Source organism: Microbacterium sp. MPR-TSA4, assembly GCF_058792815.1.
On record NZ_JBXAFF010000008.1, the window covers coordinates 1 to 23892 of the forward strand.

Here is a 23892-nt window from a genome sequence, read left to right on the forward strand (position 1 = left end):
TCGCTGCGCTCCTCGCTCAACGACCGGGACGCGGGGCGGGGCGGGGCGCAGCGCGTGGCCGCGGCAGCGTGCCGTGGCACGGTCGCGAGCCGAAGGGCAAGGGATGCCGGGCGACACGCCGCCGCATCCCCCGCGGAGGCGGCGTGTCGGGCAGCGCGCCTTGCAGTTGAGGACGGGAGGCGGCGGCGCGTTTCGACTCGCTGCGCTCCTCGCTCAACGACCGGGACGCGGGGCACGCCGGTCGTCGAGCGAGCGCAGCGAGTCGAGACGCACCCGCGTCAGAGGATCGGCGGGGTGTGCCAGATGCGCTCGATGTAGTCGCGCATCGAGCGATCGGACGAGAAGAACCCGCAGCGGGCGACGTTCAGGATCGCCGAGCGCGTCCAGGCATCCTGATCGGTGTAGGCCGCATCCACCCGTGCCTGCGCGGCCACGTAGGAGGAGTAGTCCGCGAGCACCATGAAGCGGTCGTCGTAGAGCAGGTTCGACACGATCGGCTCGAACACGCTGCGGTCGCCGCCCGAGAACGCGCCGGAGGCGATGAGATCCATCGCCCGGCGGAGGTTCTCGTCCCGCTGGTAGAAGTCCGCCGGCTTGTAGCCGCGGGCCCACAGCGCTTCCACCTCGGGCTCGCTCATGCCGAAGAGGAAGAAGTTGTCGTCGCCGACCAGCTCGCGGATCTCGACGTTCGCGCCGTCGTCGGTGCCGATCGTCAGCGCGCCGTTGAGCGCGAACTTCATGTTGCCGGTGCCCGAGGCCTCCTTGCCGGCCAGCGAGATCTGCTCCGACAGATCGGCAGCCGGGATCAGCCGCTCGGCGAGGGTGACGTTGTAGTTCGGCGGGAAGAGCACCTTCAGGCGCCCCTCGACCCGCGGGTCGGCGTTCACGACCTCGCCGACGGCGTTGATGAGGTGGATGATGCGCTTGGCCATCACGTAGCCCGGAGCCGCCTTCGCCCCGAAGATCACGGTGCGCGGGAGGATCTCGGATGCCGCGACCCGGCCCGACACGATGCTCTCGTACTGCGTGACGACGTGGAGCAGCTTCAGCATCTGGCGCTTGTACTCGTGCAGGCGCTTGACCATGACGTCGAGCATGTGGCCGTCGCTGATCTCGAAGCCGTCGCGGGCGCGCAGCACCTCGCCGAGGCGCCGCTTGTTCGCCGCCTTCACGTCGGCGAAGGCCTGACGGAACTGCGGATCCTCCGCGTAGGTCTCGAGCTCACGCAGGCGCTCGAGATCGGTGAGCCAGCCGGTACCGATGGCCTCGGTGATCAGCTCGGAGAGCCCCGGGTTCGCGAGCCGCACGAAACGGCGCGGCGTGATGCCGTTGGTGACGTTGGTGAACTTGCCCGGGAAGAAGTCGTTGAAGTCGGGCAGCACCTTGTCGCGCAGCAGCTGCGAGTGCAGCTCGGCCACGCCGTTGACCTTGGCGCCCGCGACGGTCGCCAGGTACGCCATCCGGACGCTCCGCTCGGGGAACTCGGAGATGATCGACATGTTGCGGATGCGCATCTCGTCGTCGCCGTAGCGTTCGCGCACCGCGTCGAGGAACTCCTCGTTGATGCGGTAGATGATCTCCAGATGCCGCGGCAGCAGGCGGCCGAGCAGGTCGACCGACCACACCTCGAGCGCCTCGGGCAGCAGCGTGTGGCACGTGTACGCGAAGCACTGCTGCGTGATCGCCCACGCGGCATCCCACTCGAGCTTCCTCTCGTCGATGAGCACGCGCATGAGCTCGGGCACGCCGATGACGGGGTGGGTGTCGTTGAGCTGGAAGATCACGCGATCGGGCAGCTTCTCGAGGTCGAAGTCGTCCGGCAGCGTGTTCTCCAGGAAGTCGCCGATGGATGCCGCGACGAAGAAGTACTGCTGCTGGAGGCGCAGCTCCTTGCCCTGCGGGGTGGAGTCCTCCGGGTAGAGGACCTTGGAGATGTTCTCGGCGAACGTCTGGGCGCGCACGGCCTCCTCGTAGTCGCCGGAGTTGAAGACGCGCAGATCGAACGAGTCGGTGGCCTTCGCGCTCCACAGCCGCAGGGTGTTGACGCGGCCGTTGAGGTATCCGGGCACCATGTAGTTGTAGGGCACCGCCTGAACGTGCCAGCCCGGAACCCACCGGTTGCGGATGACGCCGTCGTCGTCGTAGGTCTCGGTGTGTCCGCCGAAGGAGATGCGGCGAGCGGCCTCGGGGTGCGGGAACTCCCACGGGGAGCCGAGGGTGAGCCACGCGTCGGGCTGCTCGACCTGCTGACCGCCGACGAAGGTCTGACGAAAGATGCCGTACTCGTAGCGGATGCCGTAGCCGACGTTCGGCACGCCCATCGTCGCGAGCGAGTCGATGAAGCACGCGGCGAGGCGTCCCAGACCGCCGTTTCCGAGGCCCGGCTCCACCTCCTGCGCCCGCAGCTCGTCGATGTCGATGCCGCAGGCGGCCATCGCCTCGGTGGCGATCTCGGTCAGACCGCTCGCGAGCAGGTTGTTGTCGAGCTGGCGGCCGAGCAGGTACTCCGCCGAGAGGTAGCACACGCCCTTCGCCTGCGCGACGCGCTGACGGCGCAGGTCTTCCAGCCAGCGCGCCATGAGGTAGTCGCGCACGGTCATCGCGAAGGCGAAGTAGCGGTCGTTCGGGCTGGATGCCGACAGCGGCACGCCCCGCTCGTAGTTGAGGTTCCGCAGGAACTGGCGGACGAATCCGTCGACCGAGCTCGCCGGACCGGTCACCGGCGCGAGAGCCAGCGGGTGCGTCGCGTGGAGCGGGTGGGGCACGGAGGTGGGACCGGTCACAGATTCGGGTTCTGACACAGTTCACACGCTAACGTGCGCCCCCGCCCGATGCACATCGGCGGGGGTCTTTTCACGCGGCTCTTACCTGGCCGTTACACGCGACCGTCAGGACGCTCCGGCGCCGTCACGTTCCTTCTGCTCCGCCCGCCGGGCCTCCTCGAGTTCGGCGGCCGCGAGAGCGAGGACGTTCTCCGCGGAGCGCACGCGTCGCTGAGCGAACGTCGCGGCGCCGTGGCGCGCACGTACGCGGTCGTCGCCTTCCTCGACGAGCGTGAAGATGTACGCCGTGGCGATCAGGATCACCTGCGCCGAGAGGTTGATCCACAGCAGCAGCGCGATCAGCGCCGCGAAGGACGCGAGAAGCGGGTTGGACGCGGCGCCGCCGACGAACAGCCCGGACAGCTGCTGGAGGACCGTGAGCCCCACCGCGGCCAGGAGGGCGCCCGTCCAGAGCGCCTTCGCGGGGGCGCGCACACCCGAGAGCACGCGGAACAGGACCGCCACCGCCGCGGCATCCAGCACGAAGGTCACCACGATCGCGAGCCCTCGGGTGCCCCAGGCGATGGCGGGGTCCTCGCGTGTGAGGCCGAGCCACTGCGCCACGACGTCCAGGCCGGCGGTCCCCAGCATCGTGACGACCGCGGAGGCGAGCAGGGCGCCGCCGACGGCCACGGCGAGACCGACGTTTCGGAGGAGCACGATCCAGATGGGCACGTCATCGGTGAGCTTGTCGCACACGACGCGCATCGCCGTGCGCAGCGACCCGATGGCACCGATCGCCGCGCCCACGAGACCGATGAGCGAGAGCACGCCGGCCACCGAGAGGCCGACCGACAGGTCGATCTCGTCCACCTTGATGAGGCCGTTCTCGCCCACGAGGCCGGGGATGGCCCGGTCGACCGCCGCGATGAGCGCCTGCCACGCCTGCGGGTCGCCGGACAGCCACAGGGCCGCGACGGAGAAGCCCAGCAGCGCCGCCGCGAAGACGCTGAAGAGCGTCCGATAGGTGACGCTGTCGGCCAGCATCGCGCCGCGCCGCTCGCCGTAGCGCAGGAACGCGCGGACAGGCGTCAGCGACAGCGCGCGGGCGATGACGCGGGAGATGTCCATCCCGCCAGGATAGGCGGCGACCTCCGCCGGCCGCGCGGCCTTGACAGCGACCGGCTGGGGTCACACCCCTTCGGCGAGGACCCCGATCCAGGTTCCGGCGACGAGGAAGGGCCCGAAGGGGATGCGCGTCGACCGGCTCGCCCGGCGGGTCACCAGCAGCGCGACGGCGACGACGCCGCCCAGCAGGAAGGCGGCGAGGACGCCCAGCACGACCGCCGACCACCCGGCCCAGCCGAGGAGGACGCCGACCAGCGCGGCGAGCTTGACGTCGCCTCCGCCCATCGCCCCGCCGCCGAGCATGCGCAGGAGGAGGAAGAGCACGAACAGCACGGCGCCGGCCGCGAGCGCACGCAGGAGCGCGCTCCAGGGCGCGCCGAGCAGGCAGGATGCCGCGAGCAGCGCGACGGTGACGGCGAGCGCGGGAAGCACGATGGCGTTCGGCAGGCGATGCGTGCGCAGGTCGACGACGGCGAGGACCACGCCGACGATTGCCGCCCCGAGATAGGCCGCCGCGACGAGCACCACGGCCGCGTCAGCCATGGAGCACGTCGAGTCGGACACGCACGCTGCCCGCGGTGTCGATACCCTCCGCCTCACGCACCGCTCGCTTCAGCGGCAGCACGTAGCGTCCGCGCTCCGCGTCGGGGAAGACGGAGGTGCGCCACTGCGAGCCGCCGATGACCACGTCGACGCGCACGGCGCCGAATCCGCGCGGCGGACGCGGGAGCTCGCGGATGTCGGCGCTGACGGCGGCGGGCAGCTCGACGAAGTACCAGTCCTCCCGCCGGGCGGACCAGCGGAAGATCTCACCGTCGAAGTCGAAGCGCACGCGGTCATCGTAGCGACCTCGCCTCGGGGTCTCCGTCCGCCTGTGCACAACCCCGCGGGCCCGCGCACGGCAGCGCGCGCGAGGCGTCCTACGGGGAGACGATGACGGGCGTCCCGGGCGGCAGCTGCGCGAGCCGATCGGTCGCGGCCCCGTCCAGATAGATGCAGCCGAACGACGTCGCACCCGAGCGCTCCCGGTAGTAGTGGAACGCGGTCACCGCGACCGTGCCGCCGTCGAATCCGGCCATCGACGACGACTGCACGCCCAGGTAGACGAGCGGATGGCCCTGGGTGTACGCGAACTCCGGCACGACGCGCGTCAGCATCACGAACGTGCGGCCCACCGGCGTGGGCGTCGACGGCTTGCCCCACGCGAAGTCGTCGGCGACCCGCTCGACACCGGATGCCGAGACGATGTCGATCGTGTGCTGTGCCAGGTGCACCTCCACGTACGCGGTCACGGGCGTGAGCTCGACATCCGCGGCGCGCAGCCAGCCGACCGTCTGCGCGGGGTTGCCGTCCGGCGGAACGCCCTGCCGACCCGCGAGCAGGACCTTGACCCAGTGCTGCTGGCGGACGACGACCGGCACCGTCGTCCCGCCGTAGGCGGCGTCGCGCGGGAGGTATCCCAGCGGCTCGCCGGCGGGATCGGCGAAGATCGGCGCCGCCGTCACGGGGCGCGCGAGCTCTCCGGTCATCGGCGCGAAGGGCGCATCGTCGACGGGGATGCCGGGCGTCACCGACCACACGTCGATCTGGGGCAGGGCGGCGATGTCGTAGGCGGTCGTGTTCTCCGGGGCGTCCGCGGGAGCATCCGTCGCCGCTGTGCCCGCCGGCGTCGCGGCCGGCGCCGTCGCCGCGGGTGGAGCGGCGTCCGCGGTGGGGCGCGGGTCCTCGCCGGCCGTCCCCGCCACCGCGACGGCGGTCGCGACGGCGATGCCGCCGACCACGGCGAGCGCCGTCACGACCCAGGGGGCGATGTCCCCGACCCGTACGCGGCGCGGCCTGTGCATGGGTCCAGGGTACGGAGATCGCGCGGGCACGGAGAAGGGGGCCGGGTATGCTCCCCCGACCCCCCTCGTTCCGCAGCGTCGATCAGGCGCTGGCCTTGGCCTTCTTGACCGCTCCCTTGGCGGGCGCCGTGCGGACGGTTCCCGTCACGGCCTCGCTCTCCGCGTGCGCGACCTTCCGCGCGGCGCGGACCTCGGCGAACGACGTGCCGTAGTACGCCGCCTCCATGAGGGTCTTCATGTCCTCGATCATCGGCATCCGCGGGTTCGCCGGGGCGCACTGGTCGCGGTACGCGGCCAGGGCGAGATCCTGCAGGCCCGAGATGAAGGTGGTCTCGTCGACGCCCTGCTGCTGGAACGAGCGCTCGATGCCGACCCGGTCGCGCAGCTCCTCGACGGCGCGGGCGTAGCTCTCGACGCCCTCCTCCGGGGTGGATGCCGGCAGGCCCAGGTGCTTGGCGATCTCCTGGAACCGCTCGGGGGCGATGTAGCGCTCGTACTTCGGCCAGCTGGTGAGCTTCGTCGGGACGGTGCCGTTGTACCGGATGACGTGCGGCAGGTAGACCGCGTTCGTGCGGCCGTGCACCAGGTGGTACGTCGCACCGGTGACGTGTGCCATCGCGTGCACGATCCCGAGGAACGCGTTGCCGAAGGCCATGCCCGAGATGGATGCCGCGTTGTGCATCTTCTCGCGGGCCTTGATGTCCTCGGCATCCGTCGAGTTCGGCTGGGCCTTCGTGCTGCGCTCGATGTTCTCGAAGATGAGCTTGATCGCGTGCAGGCACAGGCCGTCGGTGTAGTCGTTGGCGTAGACGGAGACGAACGCCTCGGTGGCGTGGGTCAGGGCGTCGAAGCCGGCGTCGGCGACCAGGAAGCCGGGCAGCACCTTGGTGAGCACGGGGTCGATGATCGCGACCGACGGGGTCAGCGCGTAGTCGGCGAGCGGGTACTTCATGCCGCTCTCGTCGTCGGTGATGACGGCGAACGGGGTCATCTCGCTGCCCGTGCCCGACGTGGTCGGGATGCAGACGAGCTTCGCCTTCTTGCCGAGCTCGGGGAACTTGAACGCGCGCTTGCGCACGTCGAAGAACTTCTCGCACATGTCGGAGAACTCCACCTCGGGGTTCTCGTAGAGCAGCCACATCACCTTGGAGGCGTCCATCGGCGACCCGCCGCCGAGGGCGATGATCGTGTCGGGCTGGAACTGACGCATCAGGTCGGCGCCGGCACGCACCTCGGAGACCTTGGGCTCCGGCTTGACCGTGTTGATGAGCTGCACCTGCACGCGGTTCTCGCGACGGTTCAGCACATCCATGATCTTGTCGACGTAGCCGAGCTTGGTCATGGTCTCGTCGGTCACGATCGTGACGCGCTCGAGGCCGCGCATGTCGGCGAGGTAGCGGATCGCGTTCGGCTCGAAGTAGGTCTTCGCGGGGATCTTGAACCACTGCAGGTTGTTGTTGCGACGACCGATGCGCTTGACGTTCAAGAGGTTCACCGCCGAGACGTTGTTGGAGACCGAGTTGTGACCGTAGGAGCCGCAGCCGAGGGTGAGCGACGGCATGAAGGCGTTGTAGATGTCACCGATGCCGCCCAGTGCCGACGGGCTGTTCTCGATGATGCGGACGGCCTTGACGACCTTGCCGAACTCGGCGATGACGTCCTGGTCGTTGGAGTGGATGGCGCCGGAGTGGCCGAGACCGTCGAAGTCGACCATCTGGCGGGCCAGATCGATGCCCTCGGCGGGGCTCGAGGCGCGCAGCACGGCGAGCACGGGTGCGAGCTTCTCCCGCGTCAGGGGCTCGTGGGGACCGACCCCGGAGACCTCGGCGAGGATGATCGACGTGTTCTCGGGCACCGTGAAGCCGGCGTGCTCGGCGATCCACTGCGGCGACTGGCCGACGACGGTGGGGTTGAGCTTCGCGCCGGCGCAGTTCTCGCTGCCGGCGGTGACGCCGAAGATGAACTCCTCCAGCATCCGCTTCTCGTCCGCGGTCGCCATGTAGGCGTGCAGACGGGCGAACTCGGCGAGCGCCTCGGCGGCGATCGGCTCGTCGAGGATGACCGCCTGCTCGCTGGCGCAGACCATGCCCATGTCGAACGACTTCGACAGGACGATGTCGTTGACGGCGCGACCCACCTTGGCGGTGCGCTCGATGAAGGCGGGCACGTTGCCGGCGCCGACGCCGAGGGCGGGCTTTCCGCAGGAGTAGGCGGCGCGGACCATCGCGTTGCCGCCGGTGGCGAGGATGAGCGCCACACCCGGGTGGTTCATGAGCTCGCCGGAGGCCTCCATGGAGGGCTCCTCGATCCACTGGATGCAGTCCTCGGGGGCGCCGGCGGCGACCGCGGCGTCCCGGACGATCTTCGCCGCGGCCACGGAACACTTCTGGGCGGCGGGGTGGAAGCCGAAGACGATGGGGTTGCGGGTCTTCAGCGCGATGAGCGACTTGAAGATCGCGGTCGAGGTCGGGTTGGTGACCGGCGTCAGCGCGCAGATGACGCCCACGGGGTCGGCGATCTCGGTGATGCCGGTGATCTCGTCGTGCGAGATGACGCCGACGGTCTTCTGGTTGATGATCGAGTTCGTCACGTGCTCGCAGGCGAACATGTTCTTCACGGCCTTGTCCTCGAACAGACCGCGACCGGTCTCTTCGACAGCCATGAGGGCGAGTTCGCCGTGGAAGTGCAGGGCCGCGACGCTCGCCTTGCGAACGATCTGGTCGACCTGCTCCTGGGTGAAAGATGCGTACTCTGCGAGCGCGGCTTGTGCGCCTTCGACCAGAGCATCGATCGAGGTGGACATTGTGGGTCTCCTACCCGGCGCGGACACGGTGTCCGCGTCATCGCTTTCCGGGTCCGAGGGCTCTCGGGCCTGTCTGCGATCAGTATGGCAGATGTGGTCTGACCACACAAGGCCCGCGCCGCTCGGCCACTAGGCTCCGGCCATGAGAAATGATCGCGCCCGTGTCCGCCGGCGCCACCCGATCGCGCGCGCGATCCTCGTCGTGACGGCCCTCGTGCTCGCGTGCGTGGCCGCCGTGGTCGGCGCGCGGCTCATCGGCGACGACATCGAGCGCCGCGACGAGGCCGCGTTCTACGTCGCGCCGGCGGGGGCGACGGACGGCCCTGCGGGCGCGCTCGTGCGATCGGCGGAGCTGGTGGGGGTGCCGTTCGACGCCCGCGCCTGGCGGGTGATGTACCGCACGACCGATGTGCACGGCGCCCCCGTCCTGTCCACCGGCATCGTCGTCTCCCCGCGCGAGGGAGCGCCTCGCGGGGGGCGGACGGTGCTCGCCTGGGGGCATCCCACCACCGGCGCCGCCGCGGACTGCGCACCCTCTCGCGCGTTCGACCCGTTCGAGCTGATCGAGGGGATGCGCGCGCTGCTCGACCGGGGCTACACGATCGCCGCGACCGACTACGTCGGCATGGGCACCGCGGGTCCCGACTCCTATCTCGTCGGCGACACCGGCGGCAACGCCGTGCTCGACGCCGTGCGGGCGGCGCGGGAGCTCTCCGACGCCCAGGCATCCGACCGGGTCGTGCTGTGGGGCCACTCGCAAGGCGGCCAGGCCGTGCTGTTCGCGGCGCAACGCGCGGCGGCCTACGCGCCCGAGCTCACGATCGAGGCCGTCGCCGTCGCCGCACCCGCGGCGGATCTCACCTCGCTGCTCAGCGCCCACCTCGACGACATCTCGGGGGTGACGATCGGCGCGTACGCCTTCACGGCGTATGCCGGGGTGTACGCCGACCGCGGCGCCGACCTGGACGGCATCCTCACCCCCGCGGCGCAGGAGATCCTCCCCGAGATGAACGGACTGTGCCTGCTGACCGACATCTCGCGCCTGCACCGGATCGGCCAGCCGGTCGTGGGGCGGTTCGTCACGGCCGACCCGGCCACGGTGCAGCCCTGGGCCGGCATCCTGGCCGAGAACTCGGCCGGCGGGGCGGCCTTCGCCGCTCCCCTGTTCGTCGCGCAGGGGCTCGACGACACGCTGGTCGTGCCCTCCGCGACGGAGGCGTTCGTGGCCCACGAGAGGGCGCTCGGGATCGACGTGGAGTTCCACCCCGTCCGCGACGCCGACCACGGCACGAGCGCCTACCTCGCGCTCCCGGCGCTCCTGGAGTGGCTCGACGCCCACCGCCTGTGAGCGCATCGGGTTTGTCACGCCGATGCGGCGAGCGCGCGCCATCCCGTCCGATCAGACTGTCGACATGCGGAAGATCCCCGTGTACTACTATTCCTCGTCGTCGAACCTGACCGGCCGGTTCGCCGAGGCGCTCGCGCGGATCGACGGCCGACGGGTGCTCAACCTCGCACGCTCGGACGTGCGTCGCACGGAGCCGACCGGACCGTGGGTGCTGCTGACGCCGTCGTACAAGGCGGGCAACGCCGAAGAGGTGACCCTGCCCGCGGGGGTGCGGGCGTTCCTGCGCTCGCCCATGACGCGCCGACGGATGGTCGGGATCATCGGGTCGGGCAACCGCAACTTCGGCGACTACTACCAGGCCGCCGCCCGCCAGCTGTCGCAGACGTCGGGCCGGCCCGTGCTGTTCGAGTTCGAGCTGTCCGGCACGCGGGAGGACGTCGAGCGGTGCGCGGCGATCCTCGCGACCCTCGACGCGGCCCTCGACGACGTGCGCAGCACCGGATGAGCGGGCCCGCGCGCTAACGTCGCTCCTACGACGCCGAGGGAGGCGCCGCCGGGAGGAAGGGACGCGCCGTGGCCGCATTCGATTCGATCGTCATCGGTGCCGGGATCTCGGGGCTCGCCGCGGCGCGCCTGCTGACGGATGCCGGACGGCGCACCGTCGTCCTCGAGGCGCGCGATCGCATCGGCGGCCGCGTCTGGACCGATCGGTCCGACGGGCGCGTCACCGACCGGGGCGCCTCGTGGATCCACGGGATCACCGACAGCCCGGTGGCCGCCGCGGCGAGCGCATTCGGCATGCGCACCGTGGAGTTCACGGTCGGCGGCTACCAGCCCGACAGCCGACCGATCGCGCACTACTCCCCCGACGGGCGGCGATTGAGCACCGACGAAGCGGCCGCGTACGTGGCCGACATCCGTGCCGTGGATGCCGCCCTGGTGCCGCTGATCGCGGCATCCGCGCCCGACGCCACCTACCGCGACGTGACCGAGGCGGCCCTCGCCGCCCAGGGCTGGGAGGCGGAACGGGCCGAGCGCGTGCGCGAGTACCTGGCGCACCGCAGCGAAGAGCAGTACGGCGCGGCGATCGGCGATCTCGCGGCCCACGGCCTCGACGACGACCAGATCGACGGCGACGAGGTCGTCTTCCCCGACGGCTACGACGCCCTCGCCACGGGCCTGGCGCGCGGGCTCGACATCCGGCTCGCCCACGTCGTCTCCCGCGTGCGATGGGGCGCCGAGGGTGTGACGGTGACGACCGACCGGGGCGCGTTCACCAGCCGGGATGTCGTGGTGACCGTGCCGGTCGGCGTGCTGCAATCGGCCTCGTTCGCGATCGAGCCGCCCCTGCCCGAGCCGGTGGCCGGCGCGCTCGGCCGGCTGCGCATGAACGCGTTCGAGAAGCTGTTCCTGCGCTTCCCGGAGCGGTTCTGGGACTCCGACGTGTACGCCGTACGCCAGCAGGGGGCCCAGGGGCGGTGGTGGCACTCCTGGTACGACCTGACCGCGCTGCACGGCGAGCCGACGCTGCTGACCTTCGCCGCCGGACCGGCGGCGGTCGCGACGCGGCACGAGGCGGATGCGGAGGTCGTCGCCTCCGTGATGGCGCAGCTGCGACGCCTGTACGGGAGCGACGTCCCCGATCCGGTGGCCGTCCAGCGCACCGCATGGCAGGACGACCCCTACGCGCGCGGCTCGTACGCCTTCATGCGTCCGGGGTCGACGACCGACGACCACGACACCCTGGCCACACCGGTCGGCGGTGTGCTGCACCTGGCCGGCGAGGCGACGTGGACCGACGACCCGGCGACCGTCACGGCGGCGCTGTGCTCGGGGCACCGCGCCGCGCAGAACGTGCTCGGCACGGGCGTGCCGATCGAGCAGCTGTGGCGCGTCCCCGAAAACCTTCAACATAACTGAAGGATTCGGCGTAGAGTGGCCGCATGCTTCCACTTTCCATCGTCATCATCACCGCCGCCCTCGTCTTCTACAGCGTCGGCGTCTGGGCGGAGCGGATCCAGCGCACGCTGCGCTGGTGGCACGCCGGCATGTTCGCCCTCGGCCTCGCCGCCGACACCACCGGCACCCTGCTCATGACGCAGATCGCGGCCGACCGGCGCGCGGACGGCGTCGCCGAGACGGCCGCGGGAACCCTCATGGCCTGGACCGGCACCGCCGCGATCGTCCTCATGGCGATCCACCTGATCTGGGCGGTCATCGTGCTGGTGCGGGGCCGCGAGAACGAGAAGCGCGCGTTCCACCGCTTCAGCATCGTCGTCTGGGCGATCTGGCTGATCCCCTACGTCGCGGGCGCGGTCAGCGCGATGGCGGGCTGACGTTCGACGCGGCATCCGTGCCGTCGGCGGCATCCGCGCCCTCGGCACGAACCGCCGTGCGCCGGGAGGCGACCGCGGTGGATGCCGCCAGCGCCGCGATCGTCACGATCGCCCCGAGCACGAGCGCCGCCTGCTCCCCCGCGGTGAGCGCTCCCGTCTCGGCTCCGATCGTGGCGGCGGCGATCGGGACGCCGAGTTGGGCGGCGGCGATCACGGCCCACAGCGGACGCTGCCGCAGCAGCACCCCGGACAGGTGCGCGAGGAGCGCACCCGCCCCCAGCAGCACACCGAGCCAGAGGTACGCGGGCGCGTCGACGAGGCTGCCGAGCGAGAGCGACGCGCCGAGCCACACGAAGTAGAGGGGCGAGAGGAAGCCCTCCGTCACCGCGAACAGCTGTCGGGCGAGTCGCCGCGGCTCCCCGGCGCTGGCGACCGCCAGACCGCCGGCGAAACCGGCGAGCAGCACGGAGACGTGCGAGACGGTGGCGAGGGCGCCGAGTGCGCAGACCAGGATGAGGCTGACGCGCAGCTCGATCGCGAGCTCGTGCGTCTTGCTGGTCTCGCGCAGGCGCTTCCACCGGTCGCCGCGCGCGCCCCACCGCAGCCCCAGCGCCAGCAGCAGCGCCACGGCGGCGATGCCGAGCGCGCCGAGGGCCGCGACCGGTGCACGCTCCGGGTCCATCGCGAGGGGCAGGGCGACGATGCAGGCCGTGTCGGCGATCGCGACCTGCGCGATGGTGGCCAGCAGCGGCGGACCTCCGAGACGCGTCTGCTGGACGGCGGGCAGCACGAGCGCGGCGGAGGACGACGCCATGACCACGGCGTAGACGGCGGCGTGCCCCGTGTCGAACAGCGTCGCGAGTCCCCAGCCGGCGAAGGCGGCGACCACGCCGACCACGACGGCCTGCAGCGCGCCCCGGCCGAGCGCCGGGCGCAGGCGCGCGTCGCGAAGCGGCACGTGGGTGCCCGCGACGAACATCGTGAGACCGAAGCCGAGCGTCGCGAGGAAGCTGAACGTGCGGTCGGTGGGGTCGACCAGGTGCAGCCCGGAGACGCCGATCACCATGCCCGCGACGAGCTCGCCGATCACGACCGGCACGCGCCACCGACTGCCGGCGGACAGCAGCGGACCGAGCAGCGCGACCGCACCCACCAGCGCGAGCGTCTGCAGGTTCATGCGTTCACGCCGCGGCGGCGTCCGGCCCGACGATGCGGCACGGGATCTCCGTGTTCTCGTCGAGGTACCAGCTGGCGCAGACGCGGTGATAGCCGTCGGCGATCTGCGCGGGCAGCCCGCGCGTGAGGTCGCCGTGGACGATGAGCACGGGCGACAGCGGCTTGCCCGCGCGCACCTTGCGGAGGTCATCGGCGACGTGCGGATTGTCGATCGGAAGCAGCGGCAGGTTCGCCGCCCGCAGGATGTCCTTCGCCTTCTTCACCACCGTCGCCCGCGTGCGCAGGGCCGCGACGAGAGAACGGGCCCGCTCGGGATCGGCGACGAGGCGGAGGTAGTCCTCCGCCGCGGGGAAGTCATGCTCGTCGGGGTCGTTCTTCCAGATGGGGTCGGCCATGAGGACATTGTGCTCCGCGGCGGGGCCGGCGCCCGGCGCGACGCGTCACGAGTCCTGCGTGGCCGCCCCGTCCCGCTGAAGCGCGAAGTCGCCGAGGGCGGCGGAGGTGGGCAGATCGACCCACAGCCGGAGGCTGCCGGGGCGCGCTCCGGCCCCGTTGATGATCGCCGCGCCGCCGATTCGGCGCAGGAGCGGAGCGATGGACGCGGCGACCTCGCGCGGGAGCGAGCCGACGCCGCGGCCGTTGGAGGTCACGGCCACCGTGGTCGTGTCGTGCCGGGTCGAGGCGACGTGGCGCATCACGTAGGTGCGCCGCTCCTCACCGCGACGCTCACGGTCGTTGACGAGGAAATGCGTCTTCTCCAGAGCGACCCGCCGCGTCTCGAGCCCGCGCAGATCGGGGAGATCGTCGTGCCGGCTGACACGACCGGTCACGACATGGAGCACTTCTTCCCACCACGCTGGCATGGCACCTTCCTTTCGGGTCGGTATGCCATCACCGCAGTGGAGCATGTGTCCACCGTCTCACACCGGACTGTGGGAGTGCTGACCGCCTCAGTCCCGGGTCGATCGGACCGTCGCCACCGTCGTGTTCGGCATCATCCGGCAGCGGGCACGGCGCGCTCGAAGCTGACCGACGCGGCGAGGGCCACGACGGCGGCGGCGCGCTCGCGCTCTCCCTCGGCCGTCTTCTCGTCGCGCAGGGCGGCCGCGTCGCGGCGCTCGACGGCGCGGTCGCTGATCTCCGCGAGCCGGTCGGCGAGCACCGTTCCGAGACCGTCGCGCAGCTCCTCGAGGTTGGTGTTCGCGATCTCCAGGCGGCGATCGGACACCGTCAGCTCGACCACGGGGTATCCGTTGCGGATCAGCATCTCGCGCGTCTCGTCGCTCAGCAGATCGGCGATCTCCTCGCGCTGCGGCCGACGGGTGAACACCGCCTCGACGGTGTAGCGGGCCGGGGCATCCGCTGTCATCAATGCGGACGGCAGTGAGCCCGCCAGCACCGATCCGAGGCCGAGGGCGGCGCTGTCGGACGGGCTCTTCGTCGTGCTCTGTGTACTCATGACCTGACGGTACGCCCCGAAGATGTGCGCCTCACAGCTTCGGGGCGTACTCCCGCGCGTCGCTCAGGCGTCGGCGCGGGACGGCAGGACCCACCCCGCACGCGGGAAGTGGCACGTGTAGCCGTTGGGGTAGCGCAGCAGGTAGTCCTGGTGCTCCGGCTCGGCCTCCCAGAACGCACCCAGCGGCTCGATCGTGGTCACGGCCGGCGCCGGCCACAGCCCCGACGCATCGACGTCGGCGATGGTCTCGCGCGCGACGTGCTCCTGGTCGGGCGTGACGGGGAAGATGGCGGAGCGGTAGCTCGTGCCGATGTCGTTGCCCTGGCGGTTCAGCGTCGACGGGTCGTGGATCTGGAAGAAGAACGCCAGGATGTCGCGATAGCTGGTCGCATTCGGATCGAAGACGATCTCGACCGCCTCGGCGTGCCCTGGGTGATGACGGTAGGTCGCGTGATCGTTCTGACCGCCCGTGTAGCCGACGCGGGTGCTGATCACGCCGGGCTGACGGCGGATCAGATCCTCCATGCCCCAGAAACAGCCGCCCGCGAGGATGGCCGTCTCGGTGCCGGCCGGCTGGGTGATGGCTCCGGTGTCGCTCGGTCCGCTGGTCATGCTGCATCCTCCTGAGGGGTGGGGTCGGTGGTGGGGGCGTTCGGGAAACGGTCGAGGTACTCACCGTAACCCTGGGCGGCGAGGTCCTCGACGGGCACGAACCTCAGCGCGGCCGAGTTCATGCAGTAGCGCAGGCCGCCCTCCGCGCGGGGGCCGTCGTCGAACACGTGGCCGAGGTGGCTCTCGGCGCCCGACGAGCGCACCTCGGTGCGCGTCATCCACAGCGTGCGGTCGGTCGTGGTGACCACGGCATCCGGCTCGATCGGGCGGGTGAAGCTCGGCCATCCGGTGCCGCTGTCGAACTTGTCGGTCGATGCGAACAGGGGCTGGCCCGAGACGACATCGACGTAGATGCCGTCGTCGTGCAGGTCCCAGTAAGCGTTGCGGAACGGGGGCTCGGTGCCCTCTTCCTGTGTCACGGCGTACTGCTGATCGGTGAGGCGGCCGAGCGCCTCGGGGGTCTTGCGGTAGTCCTTCGACATGATGTCTCCTCTGCGACACCGCTGGCTGCGGCGTCACCTGATCAAACAGAGGATGCGCCCGATTTGGTCCCGCCAGGCTGGATGCCGGCTGTGAGTTCCGGCGAGGCGCCGCCCGCCGATCGATCGGAGATCGCCCGCACGACGGCCGCCATGTCGAGGTCGCCGTCACCGCGCGCGACGGCGTCGGCGTACAACTCCCGAGTCACGTCGAGGAGCGGGCTCGCGATGCCGGCGGTGCGCGCGGACTCGGTGATCAGCTCGTTGTTCATCAGCACATCACGGATGGATGCCTGCGGCGTCCAGTCCTCCGCCGCGAGCTTGGCGGTCTTCACGCGAGAGATGGACGAGGACATCTGCCCGGCATCGAGCACCTGCCGCAACAGGGTCGCGGGCACGCCGTGCTGGGCGGCGAAATGGAAGGACTCGGCCAGCCCCGTCACCACCGCGATGAGGAAGACGTTGACGGAGAGCTTCATCGTCAACGCCGACGGGACGTCCCCGCAGAAGGTGAGCGCGCCGCACAAGGGCTCCAGGATCGGTGTGACGCGCGCCACCGCATCCTCGGGCCCGGCGAGCATGCCGACGAGAGTCCCCTCCTCCGCCGGGCGTCGCGACCCCGACACGGGCGCCTCCACGAAGACGCCGCCGGCGCCGGTGATCTCGGCGGCCAGCCGGGCGGAGTACTCCGGCGGCACGGTGCCCATGTTGACCACCGTGCGCCCGGTGAGCATCTCCGCACGCCGGGCGCCGTCGGGACCCAGCACGTCGTCGATCGCCGACGTGCCGGCCAGCATGAGGATGACGATCTCCGACCGCGCGAACACCTCCGCCGGTTCCGCCGCGGCCGTCGCCCCGGCATCCACCAGCACCCTTCGGGCGCGCTCCGACCGGTTCCACACCGTCAGCGCCACGCCAGTGCGCACCAGGTTGAGCGCCATGGGCTCCCCCATGATCCCGAGGCCGATGAATCCGACTCGCGCTCCCACGCTCACGGCGTCGACGATATCTCCGACGCCGGCACGGAGAGCGAGGCACGCGCGTCGCGCACCGAACTGGCAGGAATGCGACGAGGCTCGACGCCCACGCGGCGGCCGGTGCGCATCGGGCGCGCGGAGACTGGAGGCATGCACCCCACCGACTTCCGCGCACCCGACACCCTCGCCGCGCGAGGAGCGCTCGAGCTCGCCCGCCAGTACCAGTCCCCCGCGATCACGGCCCACGCGCTGCGCTCGTGGCTCTGGGCCGAAGCGTTCGCGCGCGTCGACGGCATCGCCGAGGTCGACCACGAGCTGCTCTACGTCGCGGCGGTGCTGCACGACATCGGCACCGTGACCGCGTTCGACAACCACACCGTCTCATACGAGCACGCCGGCGGACACGTGGGCGTCGCGCTCACCGCGGGGGCCGGCTGGCCCGCCGAGCGACGCACCCGGGTGCTCGAGGTCATCGTGCGGCACAACTGGCCGCAGGTCGACCCGGCGATGGATGCCGAGGGCCACCTCCTCGAGATCGCCACGGGCCTCGACATCTCCGGCGCGCGACCCGACGCCCTTCCGGAGTCGTTCGTGCGCGAGGTGCTCGCGGTGTACCCCCGCGGGCGACTCGCGGCGGAGTTCGGCGCGTGCGTCGCGGACCAGGCCGCGCGCAAGCCCGACACGGCCGCGCGGCGCCTGCTCGACGGCGGCATCGTCGCCAAGCTGGCCGCCAACCCGTTGGAACGGATGTAGCGGTATCCCGAGAGTGCGGATGCCGAGGTCAGGCGACCGGGCGTGACAGGACCTCGGTGAGGGCCTCCGCATGGGTCAGCTGCGGGTGGTGACCGGCACCCGGAAGCGACACGATCTCCACTCGGGGACCGAGGTCGTCCCGGAAGCGTGCATCCAGTGGATCCTCGCTGCCGACGACGATACGCACGGGCCCGTCGAACCCCCTCAGCGCGTCCCGCAGCTGCGCCCGCCACCTCTCCGAGCCCGCGCGCGACAGCTGAGCTGCGGCGTGCTTCGCGCCGGTGCGCCTCAGGTCGCTCACGCTCGACTCCAGCGCCGCCGCCCCCGCGTCGGTCCCGGTCAGCCGGCGCGACAGCCGCACCGCGCCGGCGTGCCTCAGGAACGCGCGCACGACCGGCGAGATCCGTGCCGCACCGCGTGGCGGGACCTGTAGGAAGAACGGCGACACGAGCGTGAGCGACCGGAGACGCTCGGGGAATCGCCGGGCGACCGCGAGCGCGGCGGCGGCGCCCAGAGAGTGGCCGATGAGCTCGAGCGGCTCCCCGCTCGTCAGACCCGCCAGCCACCGGGTCCAGTCCCGAAGACCGGTACCGCCGGACAGGCCCAGTCCGGGCAGGTCGACCGCGCGAGCCCCCGTGCCTGCGGCGACCCGCGCCCAGGTGTCGGCGTTCACGGGCAGGCCCGGCAGGATCACCCGACGCGAACCCGCGCGTCCGATCTCGAACGTGCGGATGCCGCCGTGGTCGACGAATCGCCGGTCGCCGCCGGGCGCGTCGCCGAACCGGTGCGCGACCAGGTGATCCGCCCACCGGTGAAGCGACAGCCGCACGTCGGGCGTCGAGATCCCGTGGGCGGCGGCGAGCGCGTCGGCGGACCCCGTCGGATAGCGGTCGGAAGACATGAAGGACAACGTCTCGGGGTCGACGCGGGTCACGCGCGCCGGGAGACGCCGGATGACACCGACCGGGACCGTGAGCCGCGGTATCGGCACGCCCAGGTGGCGCCCGACCGTCGAGAGCAGATCTCTGAGCGGCGGGGTGTCGTCGTCGAGGAGCCAGTAGGCCCGGCTCTCCGCCGCCGGATCGACGGCCACGCGTTCCATGAACGCGGCGAGGTGGTCGACGGTGACGACGGGGAGGAAGGTCGCGTCCCCTCCCGGCAGGGCGGCCATCCTGCCGCGCCAGAGCTGCTGGATCGTGTCGGCGAGGCCGATCTGCTGGTCGGATTCGCCCGTGACGCTGTCGCCGATCACGCTGGCGGGATTGACGATCGTCCACGGGATCCCACGCTCGCTCGCGCGCGCCTGGAAGACCGCGTCGGATTCGACCTTGGACGCTTCGTAGGCGCCGAGGCGTGCATAGACCGCTGCGCGATGGTCGTCCGACCACGGCACCGTCGCGGGATCCTGGCCGCCGACACGGTAGCCGGACACGTGGACGACGCGGCGCAGCGCAGGAAGCCCCGCGGCGACGTCGATCAGCCTCTCGACGATGCCGACGTTGGCCTCGCGCGCCTCCTGCGCGGACATGCCGAATCGGTAGGAGCCCGCGCAGTTGTGGATCTCGGTGACCGTGGCGAGAGCCGACCGGTCACCGGGCACGAGCTCCGCGGAGGCGAAGTCGACGATGACGGTCGCCACCGGTCGTGTCACGCCGTGCTCGCGGAGCCAGTGCTGCAGGCGAGCTGCCGACGCGGGCGTGCGCACGGCCGCCGTGACCTCTCCCCCGGCACCCGCAAGGGCACGCAGGAGGTGGCGGCCGACGAACCCGGATGCGCCGAGGACCAGCGCGTGTCGACCGTGGTCGGGGACGCTCACGAGGTCGACGCCGAGACGCGCTGAGCGATGAACGCCGCGATGCCGTCGGCCGCATCCACCAGCGGCCCCGTGCTGCGCAGGGCGCGCGAGACGACCACGGCCCCCTCGATCATCGACACGACGACGGTGGCCATTCCCCGCGCCTCGGTCGGGGAGAGCCCGTCGGCCTCCAGGAACGCCGCCGCCGACGCGATCCACGATTCGAAGGCGTCGGCACAGGCGCGGCGCAGTCGCTCGTTGTGCGCTCCCATCTCCAGGGTGACGACCGACACCGGACACCCCAGCTGGAAGTCGCTGCCTGCGACGAGATCGGCCACCCCCGCGATGACGGTGCGGGCGGCCTCGGCAGCTCCGGCCCCGGATGCGGCGGCATCCGTGATCAACGTCTCGAACTGCGCGGCCGCGAGTTCGATCGCCGCCGCACCGAGCCCTTCCTTACCGTCCGGAAAGTGAAAGTACACGGAGCCTTTGGGGGCCGAGGAGTGTGCGATCACGGCGTTGACGCCGGTGCCGCTGTAGCCGTGGGTCTGGATCAGTTCGAGCATGGATTCCGAGAGTCGGGCTCTCGTGCGGGTGCCTTTAGCCGTCACCTCTCGATAATAGACCGGTCTATATATTTCCGCGCAATCCGGAGACGGGACCGCGGACGTCGTCCACCCCGAGGCCCCGCCCGCGGGCGAACGACTCGGCCGTGTTGCATTCTCGAACAATGTCAAGCTACGGTTGACACATGCAAGAGAACTTGACGGATGCGGTTCGCGACCTGCGTCAGCGCATCGATGCCCTCCTCGCGGTGCGCGTGCTGACGGAGCCCGGCGACGACGTCGTCGGGGAAATCGGCCACGCGCTTCGCATCCAGGCCGCTGCCGAGGATGTCGTGGTCGCGGTCGTCCAGCGCGCACGCGAGCGCGGCGCGACCTGGCAGGCGATCGGCGGCGCCTTGGGCGTGAGCCGGCAGGCGGCGTTCCAACGGTTCGGCAAGCCCATCGACCCCAGGACGGGAGAACTCATGAACACGACACCTTTGAGCGACGGCGCGGAGCTGGCTCGATCCGTCATCGACGACCTCGTCGCGGGCCGATGGCAGCTCGTGTCCGCGCGCTTCGACCCGACGATGCGCGAGAACCTGTCAGACGACGCGCTCGCGGCAGCCTGGGCGCAGATCGTGGCCACCTCGGGCGCCTTCGAAAGCCACGGCGATCCCGTCGTGACGCGAGCCGCCGACGTCACGATCACGAACACCCCTCTCTCGATGGAAGCCGGCGATTACACCGCCCGCATCGCGTTCCGCGACGACCGGACCATCGCAGGACTCCACATCCTCACCGAGCCCACGCCATGACCGGCCGAACCTCCCGAAGCGATCTCGTGACCGACGCGGGCGGAACGGGCCGGCTCCGCGGAACCGACATCCGTTCCATCGTGATCTTCGTCGTGATCGCCTTCACCCTCGCCTGGCTCGTGGCGCTTCCGCTCTGGCTCGGCGACGGACTCGCAAGCCCGGTGTTCCCGATCATCGCGGTCGCCATGATGGCGACGCCCACCCTTGCGGCGCTCACCGTGGTGGTCTTCGTCGAACGGCCGCCGCGCAAAGCCCGAGCCCTCGGTTTGTGGCCGCTGAAGCCGGCGGGCCGTCTGATCGGGTACTCGCTGCTCGGGATCTTCGTCCCCATCGCGCTCGTTCTCGTCGCTCTCCCGATCGGCGCGCTGCTGGGTGTGTACCCGGCCGACGTCGTGAACTTCTCCGGATTCCAGCAGACCATCACCGCGCAACTGCAGGCGCTCGGCAGAAACGAGCTGCCGCTCCCGATCGGCGTGCTCGTCTTGCTTCAACTCCTCGCACTGCCGATGGCAGCGTTCATCAACCTGGTCCCGGCGCTCGGCGAAGAGCTCGGCTGGCGCGGATGGCTTCTTCCGAAGCTCATGCCTCTCGGGGCGATCCCCGCGATCCTCACCTCGGGCGTCATCTGGGGACTGTGGCACGCGCCGCTCATCCTCCTCGGATACAACTACCCGGGCGTTCCGGGCTGGCTCGGTCTCACCGCGATGAGCGGGATGTGCATCGTCTTCGGCGCGATCTTCGGCTGGCTTCGCCTCCGATCCGATTCCGTCTGGCCCGCCGCTCTCGCCCACGCCGCATTCAACGGCGCCGGCGGCACCTACCTCCTGTTCGCGATGGCCGGTGAGCGCATCGACACCACGCAGGCGACCGTCCTCGGCTGGAGCGGCTGGATCGTGCCCCTCGCCCTCGTGATCGTCCTCGTCGCCACCGGCCGGTTCCGCCGTCCGTCGCCCGCACCGCTCCCGGACGAGCGGTCAACCACCCGTGCCGCGGCGGAAGCCTCCTCCCCGGAGAAGGCGAGCGGGCGATGAGCGGCAACCGACTCACCATCACCGATCGCCTCGTCCTCACCGTGACGAAGCCTCAATCCACGTAGAGCGACAGTCCGAACGGCAGGAGCACGGCGAGCGAGTCCGGATCGAAGAGCACTCCCCGCGCGAGTTCTGGGCCTGAGAGCGCCAGATGGAGGCGAAGTTCTCCGACGCCGAGCACGCCTCCCGGGCGCCCTGGCACCTGGATGCTGGTCAGGGCATTCGCGACGCCGCGGAGGAAGGCTTCGAACGCAGCCTGCCGCGCGACCGCGTCGTCTTCGACGATGCGCGCCGACCTCACGACGACCCCCTGCCACGAACCCCGCGTGAGCACTCTGCCGGCGAGCGCATCGGAGACGACGGCGACGACAGCGTGGTCTTCCGACCACCACATCGCACTGACGAGAACAGTCGGCTGCGCGTCGTCATCGGTCACGAGGGAGTATCCATCCGTCGCCGCTCTCTGTGAGGCGCTCCCGCGTCGTGCGCGTCGCCGGCCGTCGCGAGTCGCTGCGAACCGTGCGGAGGCTGCGGGCACGCCATCGCCCGTCACTGTGGTCGACGGCGATGGGGTGCTCGAAGGTCTGACTCACGAGGTCGGTGGTGAGCGTGTCGTGCACGGGTCCGGCGGCGACGACGGCGCCACGGGCGAGCAGGAGGGCGTGGGTGGCGGCTTCGGGGATCTCTTCGAGGTGGTGAGTGACCAGCACGGACGCGAGATCGGGATCGCTCGCGGCGAGTCGGTCGACCGTCTCCAGCAGCTGCTCCCTGGCGGCGACATCGAGTCCGGTCGACGGCTCGTCGAGCAGCAGGAGCGCGGGCTCGCTCATCAGCGCGCGGGCGATGAGCGCCCGCCCCCGCTCGCCCTGGGAGAGGGTCGGCCATCGCTCTTCGGCCTTCCCGCCGAGGCCGAGCAGGTCGATCAGCTCGGCGGCTCGGCGGCGCTCGGCGGCGGTGGGCTGCCAGCGCATCATGAGCTCGGTGGTGCCGGTGACCCCGGTGAGGACGACGTCGGTGATGGTGAGCGGCGAGTCGAGCGGATGCCGCGGGTCGACGTGCCCGATGCGGCGACGCAATGCGAGCAGTTCGACACGACCCACACGATGGCCGAGCACATCGACGGTGCCGGCGGTGGGGAAGGCGCGCGCGCCGAGAAGGCCGAGGATCGTGCTCTTGCCTGCCCCGTTCGGGCCGATCAGCACCCAGTGCTCGCCCGGCGCGATCCTCAGCGAGACGCGGTTCAGGATGCTTCTCCCGGCCCTGCGGAACGTCACCTCGTCAAGCACCACGACGGGCTCGACGACCACCGCACTCACGCGAAACCCGCCTTGAGGGCATCGAGATGGGCGCGGCTGGCGCGGGCCGCGGCATCCGGCATCCGGTCGGCGACCGCGTCGACCACGACGACGTGCGCGTCGTGATCCGCGTGCGCGTCGGGCACGGGGCGGAGCCGGAGCATGTCGACCATCGCGCGCCGCACCCGCGGCACGAACCCGTCGAACAGCTCGGTCAGCACCTCGTTGTGCGCGGCGACCACGATCGCGCGGTGCAGCGCCATGTCGGCATCCACATGCTCCTCGACGCTCTGCCCAGGAGCGGTGCGCAGGTCAAGCGCCCGTCGGATCGCGCGCAGATCGGACGGCGTGCGGCGCGTCGCTGCCAGGCTCGCCGCCTCGACCTCGATCGCGGTGCGGGCCTCGAGCACGGTGACGATGTCGGTGCGGCGCAGCACCTGCTCCCAGTCATCGGGCGCCTCCAACGCCGTCACATACACCCCCGACCCCTGACGGGAATCGAGGATGCCGCGGCCGGCGAGCTGGCGAATCGCCTCCCGCACGGTGGACCGTCCGACTCCGAGCTGCGGCGCCAGCGTCGTCTCGCCGGGGAGCTTGGCACCGAGCGCCCACTCCCCCGCGCGGATGCGCGCGAACAGCGCGTCGGCGGCCTGATCCGCCAAGGGGACACGTCTGAGTTGAGCCATCTCGTCTCCTCTACTTGTCTGAGGACTTCTGCTAGATTCTACCCG

General features: G+C 71.0%; 25 protein-coding genes. 7 read left to right on the forward strand and 18 right to left on the reverse strand.

Going from position 1 to position 23892, the window contains the following annotated elements; genetic code table 11:
* Positions 1-278: 278 nt before the first annotated feature.
* The 6 genes from AC1Q49_RS05720 to adhE all read right to left on the reverse strand — a co-directional run bounded on the left by AC1Q49_RS05720 (position 279) and on the right by adhE (position 8537).
* Complete coding sequence (locus AC1Q49_RS05720; protein WP_231734880.1) at positions 279-2783, reverse strand: glycogen/starch/alpha-glucan phosphorylase; 2505 nt, start codon at positions 2781-2783, stop codon at positions 279-281.
* A 105-nt stretch (positions 2784-2888) separates the two neighbouring features.
* A complete protein-coding gene (locus tag AC1Q49_RS05725; protein ID WP_492491179.1) occupies positions 2889-3893 on the reverse strand; it encodes a YihY/virulence factor BrkB family protein in 1005 nt (334 codons plus the stop codon).
* A 60-nt stretch (positions 3894-3953) separates the two neighbouring features.
* On the reverse strand, positions 3954-4433 hold the full coding sequence (locus AC1Q49_RS05730) for a prepilin peptidase (protein ID WP_492491180.1): 480 nt from the start codon (positions 4431-4433) through the stop codon (positions 3954-3956).
* Complete coding sequence (locus AC1Q49_RS05735; RefSeq protein WP_060958786.1) at positions 4426-4722, reverse strand: DUF1905 domain-containing protein; 297 nt, start codon at positions 4720-4722, stop codon at positions 4426-4428. The genes AC1Q49_RS05730 and AC1Q49_RS05735 overlap by 8 nt, the downstream gene beginning before the upstream one ends.
* Before the next feature lie 88 nt (positions 4723-4810).
* Positions 4811-5734: a L,D-transpeptidase family protein gene (locus AC1Q49_RS05740; RefSeq protein ID WP_492491181.1), complete on the reverse strand. Its 924-nt coding sequence runs from the start codon at positions 5732-5734 to the stop codon at positions 4811-4813.
* Positions 5735-5816: 82 nt separating this feature from the next.
* Complete coding sequence (gene adhE / locus AC1Q49_RS05745) at positions 5817-8537, reverse strand: bifunctional acetaldehyde-CoA/alcohol dehydrogenase (protein WP_492491182.1); 2721 nt, start codon at positions 8535-8537, stop codon at positions 5817-5819.
* 142 nt (positions 8538-8679) lie between these two features.
* Here adhE and AC1Q49_RS05750 point away from each other — a divergent pair, with 142 nt between their 5' ends.
* From AC1Q49_RS05750 to AC1Q49_RS05765, 4 genes are all read left to right on the forward strand, one after another.
* Positions 8680-9885, forward strand: a complete 1206-nt coding sequence (locus AC1Q49_RS05750; RefSeq protein WP_492491183.1) for a lipase family protein — start codon at positions 8680-8682, stop codon at positions 9883-9885.
* Between the two features lie 64 nt (positions 9886-9949).
* On the forward strand, positions 9950-10390 hold the full coding sequence (nrdI, locus tag AC1Q49_RS05755; RefSeq protein WP_060958790.1) for a class Ib ribonucleoside-diphosphate reductase assembly flavoprotein NrdI: 441 nt from the start codon (positions 9950-9952) through the stop codon (positions 10388-10390).
* Positions 10391-10458: 68 nt separating this feature from the next.
* On the forward strand, positions 10459-11805 hold the full coding sequence (locus AC1Q49_RS05760; RefSeq protein WP_492491184.1) for a flavin monoamine oxidase family protein: 1347 nt from the start codon (positions 10459-10461) through the stop codon (positions 11803-11805).
* Positions 11806-11828: 23 nt separating this feature from the next.
* Entirely contained in the window at positions 11829-12221 is a 393-nt protein-coding gene (locus AC1Q49_RS05765; protein WP_492491185.1) for an HsmA family protein, read from the forward strand.
* Here the strand turns inward: AC1Q49_RS05765 and AC1Q49_RS05770 are convergent.
* From AC1Q49_RS05770 to AC1Q49_RS05800, 7 genes are all read right to left on the reverse strand, one after another.
* A complete protein-coding gene (locus AC1Q49_RS05770; protein ID WP_061781699.1) occupies positions 12202-13398 on the reverse strand; it encodes a cation:proton antiporter in 1197 nt (398 codons plus the stop codon). The two genes, AC1Q49_RS05765 and AC1Q49_RS05770, sit on opposite strands and share 20 nt — an antisense overlap.
* A 4-nt stretch (positions 13399-13402) precedes the next feature.
* Complete coding sequence (locus AC1Q49_RS05775; RefSeq protein WP_060958793.1) at positions 13403-13792, reverse strand: hypothetical protein; 390 nt, start codon at positions 13790-13792, stop codon at positions 13403-13405.
* Between the two features lie 45 nt (positions 13793-13837).
* Positions 13838-14260: a hypothetical protein gene (locus AC1Q49_RS05780; protein ID WP_036321705.1), complete on the reverse strand. Its 423-nt coding sequence runs from the start codon at positions 14258-14260 to the stop codon at positions 13838-13840.
* A 131-nt stretch (positions 14261-14391) separates the two neighbouring features.
* A complete protein-coding gene (locus AC1Q49_RS05785; protein WP_060958794.1) occupies positions 14392-14856 on the reverse strand; it encodes a hypothetical protein in 465 nt (154 codons plus the stop codon).
* A 63-nt stretch (positions 14857-14919) separates the two neighbouring features.
* Positions 14920-15468 (reverse strand): peptide-methionine (S)-S-oxide reductase MsrA, encoded by a 549-nt coding sequence (msrA, locus tag AC1Q49_RS05790; protein ID WP_060958795.1) that lies wholly within the window; start codon positions 15466-15468, stop codon positions 14920-14922.
* The gene (msrB, locus tag AC1Q49_RS05795; RefSeq protein WP_060958796.1) at positions 15465-15950 is read right to left on the reverse strand and encodes a peptide-methionine (R)-S-oxide reductase MsrB; all 486 of its coding nucleotides are present in this window, start codon (positions 15948-15950) and stop codon (positions 15465-15467) included. Before msrB ends, msrA begins: the two co-directional genes overlap by 4 nt.
* Positions 15951-15991: 41 nt before the next feature.
* On the reverse strand, positions 15992-16942 hold the full coding sequence (locus AC1Q49_RS05800; protein WP_492491186.1) for an NAD(P)-dependent oxidoreductase: 951 nt from the start codon (positions 16940-16942) through the stop codon (positions 15992-15994).
* A gap of 132 nt (positions 16943-17074) precedes the next feature.
* Here AC1Q49_RS05800 and AC1Q49_RS05805 point away from each other — a divergent pair, with 132 nt between their 5' ends.
* Positions 17075-17677 carry an HD domain-containing protein gene (locus AC1Q49_RS05805; RefSeq protein WP_060958797.1) on the forward strand — a complete coding sequence of 201 codons (603 nt, stop codon included), beginning with the start codon at positions 17075-17077 and terminating at the stop codon, positions 17675-17677.
* A gap of 28 nt (positions 17678-17705) precedes the next feature.
* Here AC1Q49_RS05805 and AC1Q49_RS05810 read toward each other — a convergent pair whose 3' ends face one another.
* On the reverse strand, positions 17706-19493 hold the full coding sequence (locus tag AC1Q49_RS05810; RefSeq protein ID WP_492491187.1) for an alpha/beta fold hydrolase: 1788 nt from the start codon (positions 19491-19493) through the stop codon (positions 17706-17708).
* Positions 19490-20038, reverse strand: coding sequence for a TetR/AcrR family transcriptional regulator (locus AC1Q49_RS05815; RefSeq protein WP_492491188.1), 549 nt, complete (start codon positions 20036-20038; stop codon positions 19490-19492). The genes AC1Q49_RS05810 and AC1Q49_RS05815 overlap by 4 nt, the downstream gene beginning before the upstream one ends.
* 185 nt (positions 20039-20223) lie before the next feature.
* Between AC1Q49_RS05815 and AC1Q49_RS05820 the strand changes: the two genes are divergently transcribed.
* Together AC1Q49_RS05820 and AC1Q49_RS05825 are read left to right on the forward strand one after the other, a co-directional pair.
* Positions 20224-20835 (forward strand): DUF3887 domain-containing protein, encoded by a 612-nt coding sequence (locus AC1Q49_RS05820; RefSeq protein WP_492491189.1) that lies wholly within the window; start codon positions 20224-20226, stop codon positions 20833-20835.
* A 26-nt stretch (positions 20836-20861) separates the two neighbouring features.
* A complete protein-coding gene (locus AC1Q49_RS05825) occupies positions 20862-21866 on the forward strand; it encodes a CPBP family intramembrane glutamic endopeptidase (protein ID WP_492491190.1) in 1005 nt (334 codons plus the stop codon).
* Positions 21867-21918: 52 nt separating this feature from the next.
* On the opposite strand, the gene AC1Q49_RS05830 is transcribed toward AC1Q49_RS05825, so the two are convergent.
* From AC1Q49_RS05830 to AC1Q49_RS05840, 3 genes are read right to left on the reverse strand one after another with little or no spacing between them, the layout of a single operon-like run.
* On the reverse strand, positions 21919-22302 hold the full coding sequence (locus tag AC1Q49_RS05830) for a hypothetical protein (RefSeq protein WP_191008730.1): 384 nt from the start codon (positions 22300-22302) through the stop codon (positions 21919-21921).
* Positions 22292-23182, reverse strand: a complete 891-nt coding sequence (locus AC1Q49_RS05835) for an ABC transporter ATP-binding protein (RefSeq protein ID WP_492491191.1) — start codon at positions 23180-23182, stop codon at positions 22292-22294. Before AC1Q49_RS05835 ends, AC1Q49_RS05830 begins: the two co-directional genes overlap by 11 nt.
* Complete coding sequence (locus tag AC1Q49_RS05840) at positions 23179-23847, reverse strand: FadR/GntR family transcriptional regulator (protein WP_492491192.1); 669 nt, start codon at positions 23845-23847, stop codon at positions 23179-23181. The genes AC1Q49_RS05835 and AC1Q49_RS05840 overlap by 4 nt, the downstream gene beginning before the upstream one ends.
* Positions 23848-23892 lie beyond the last annotated feature (45 nt).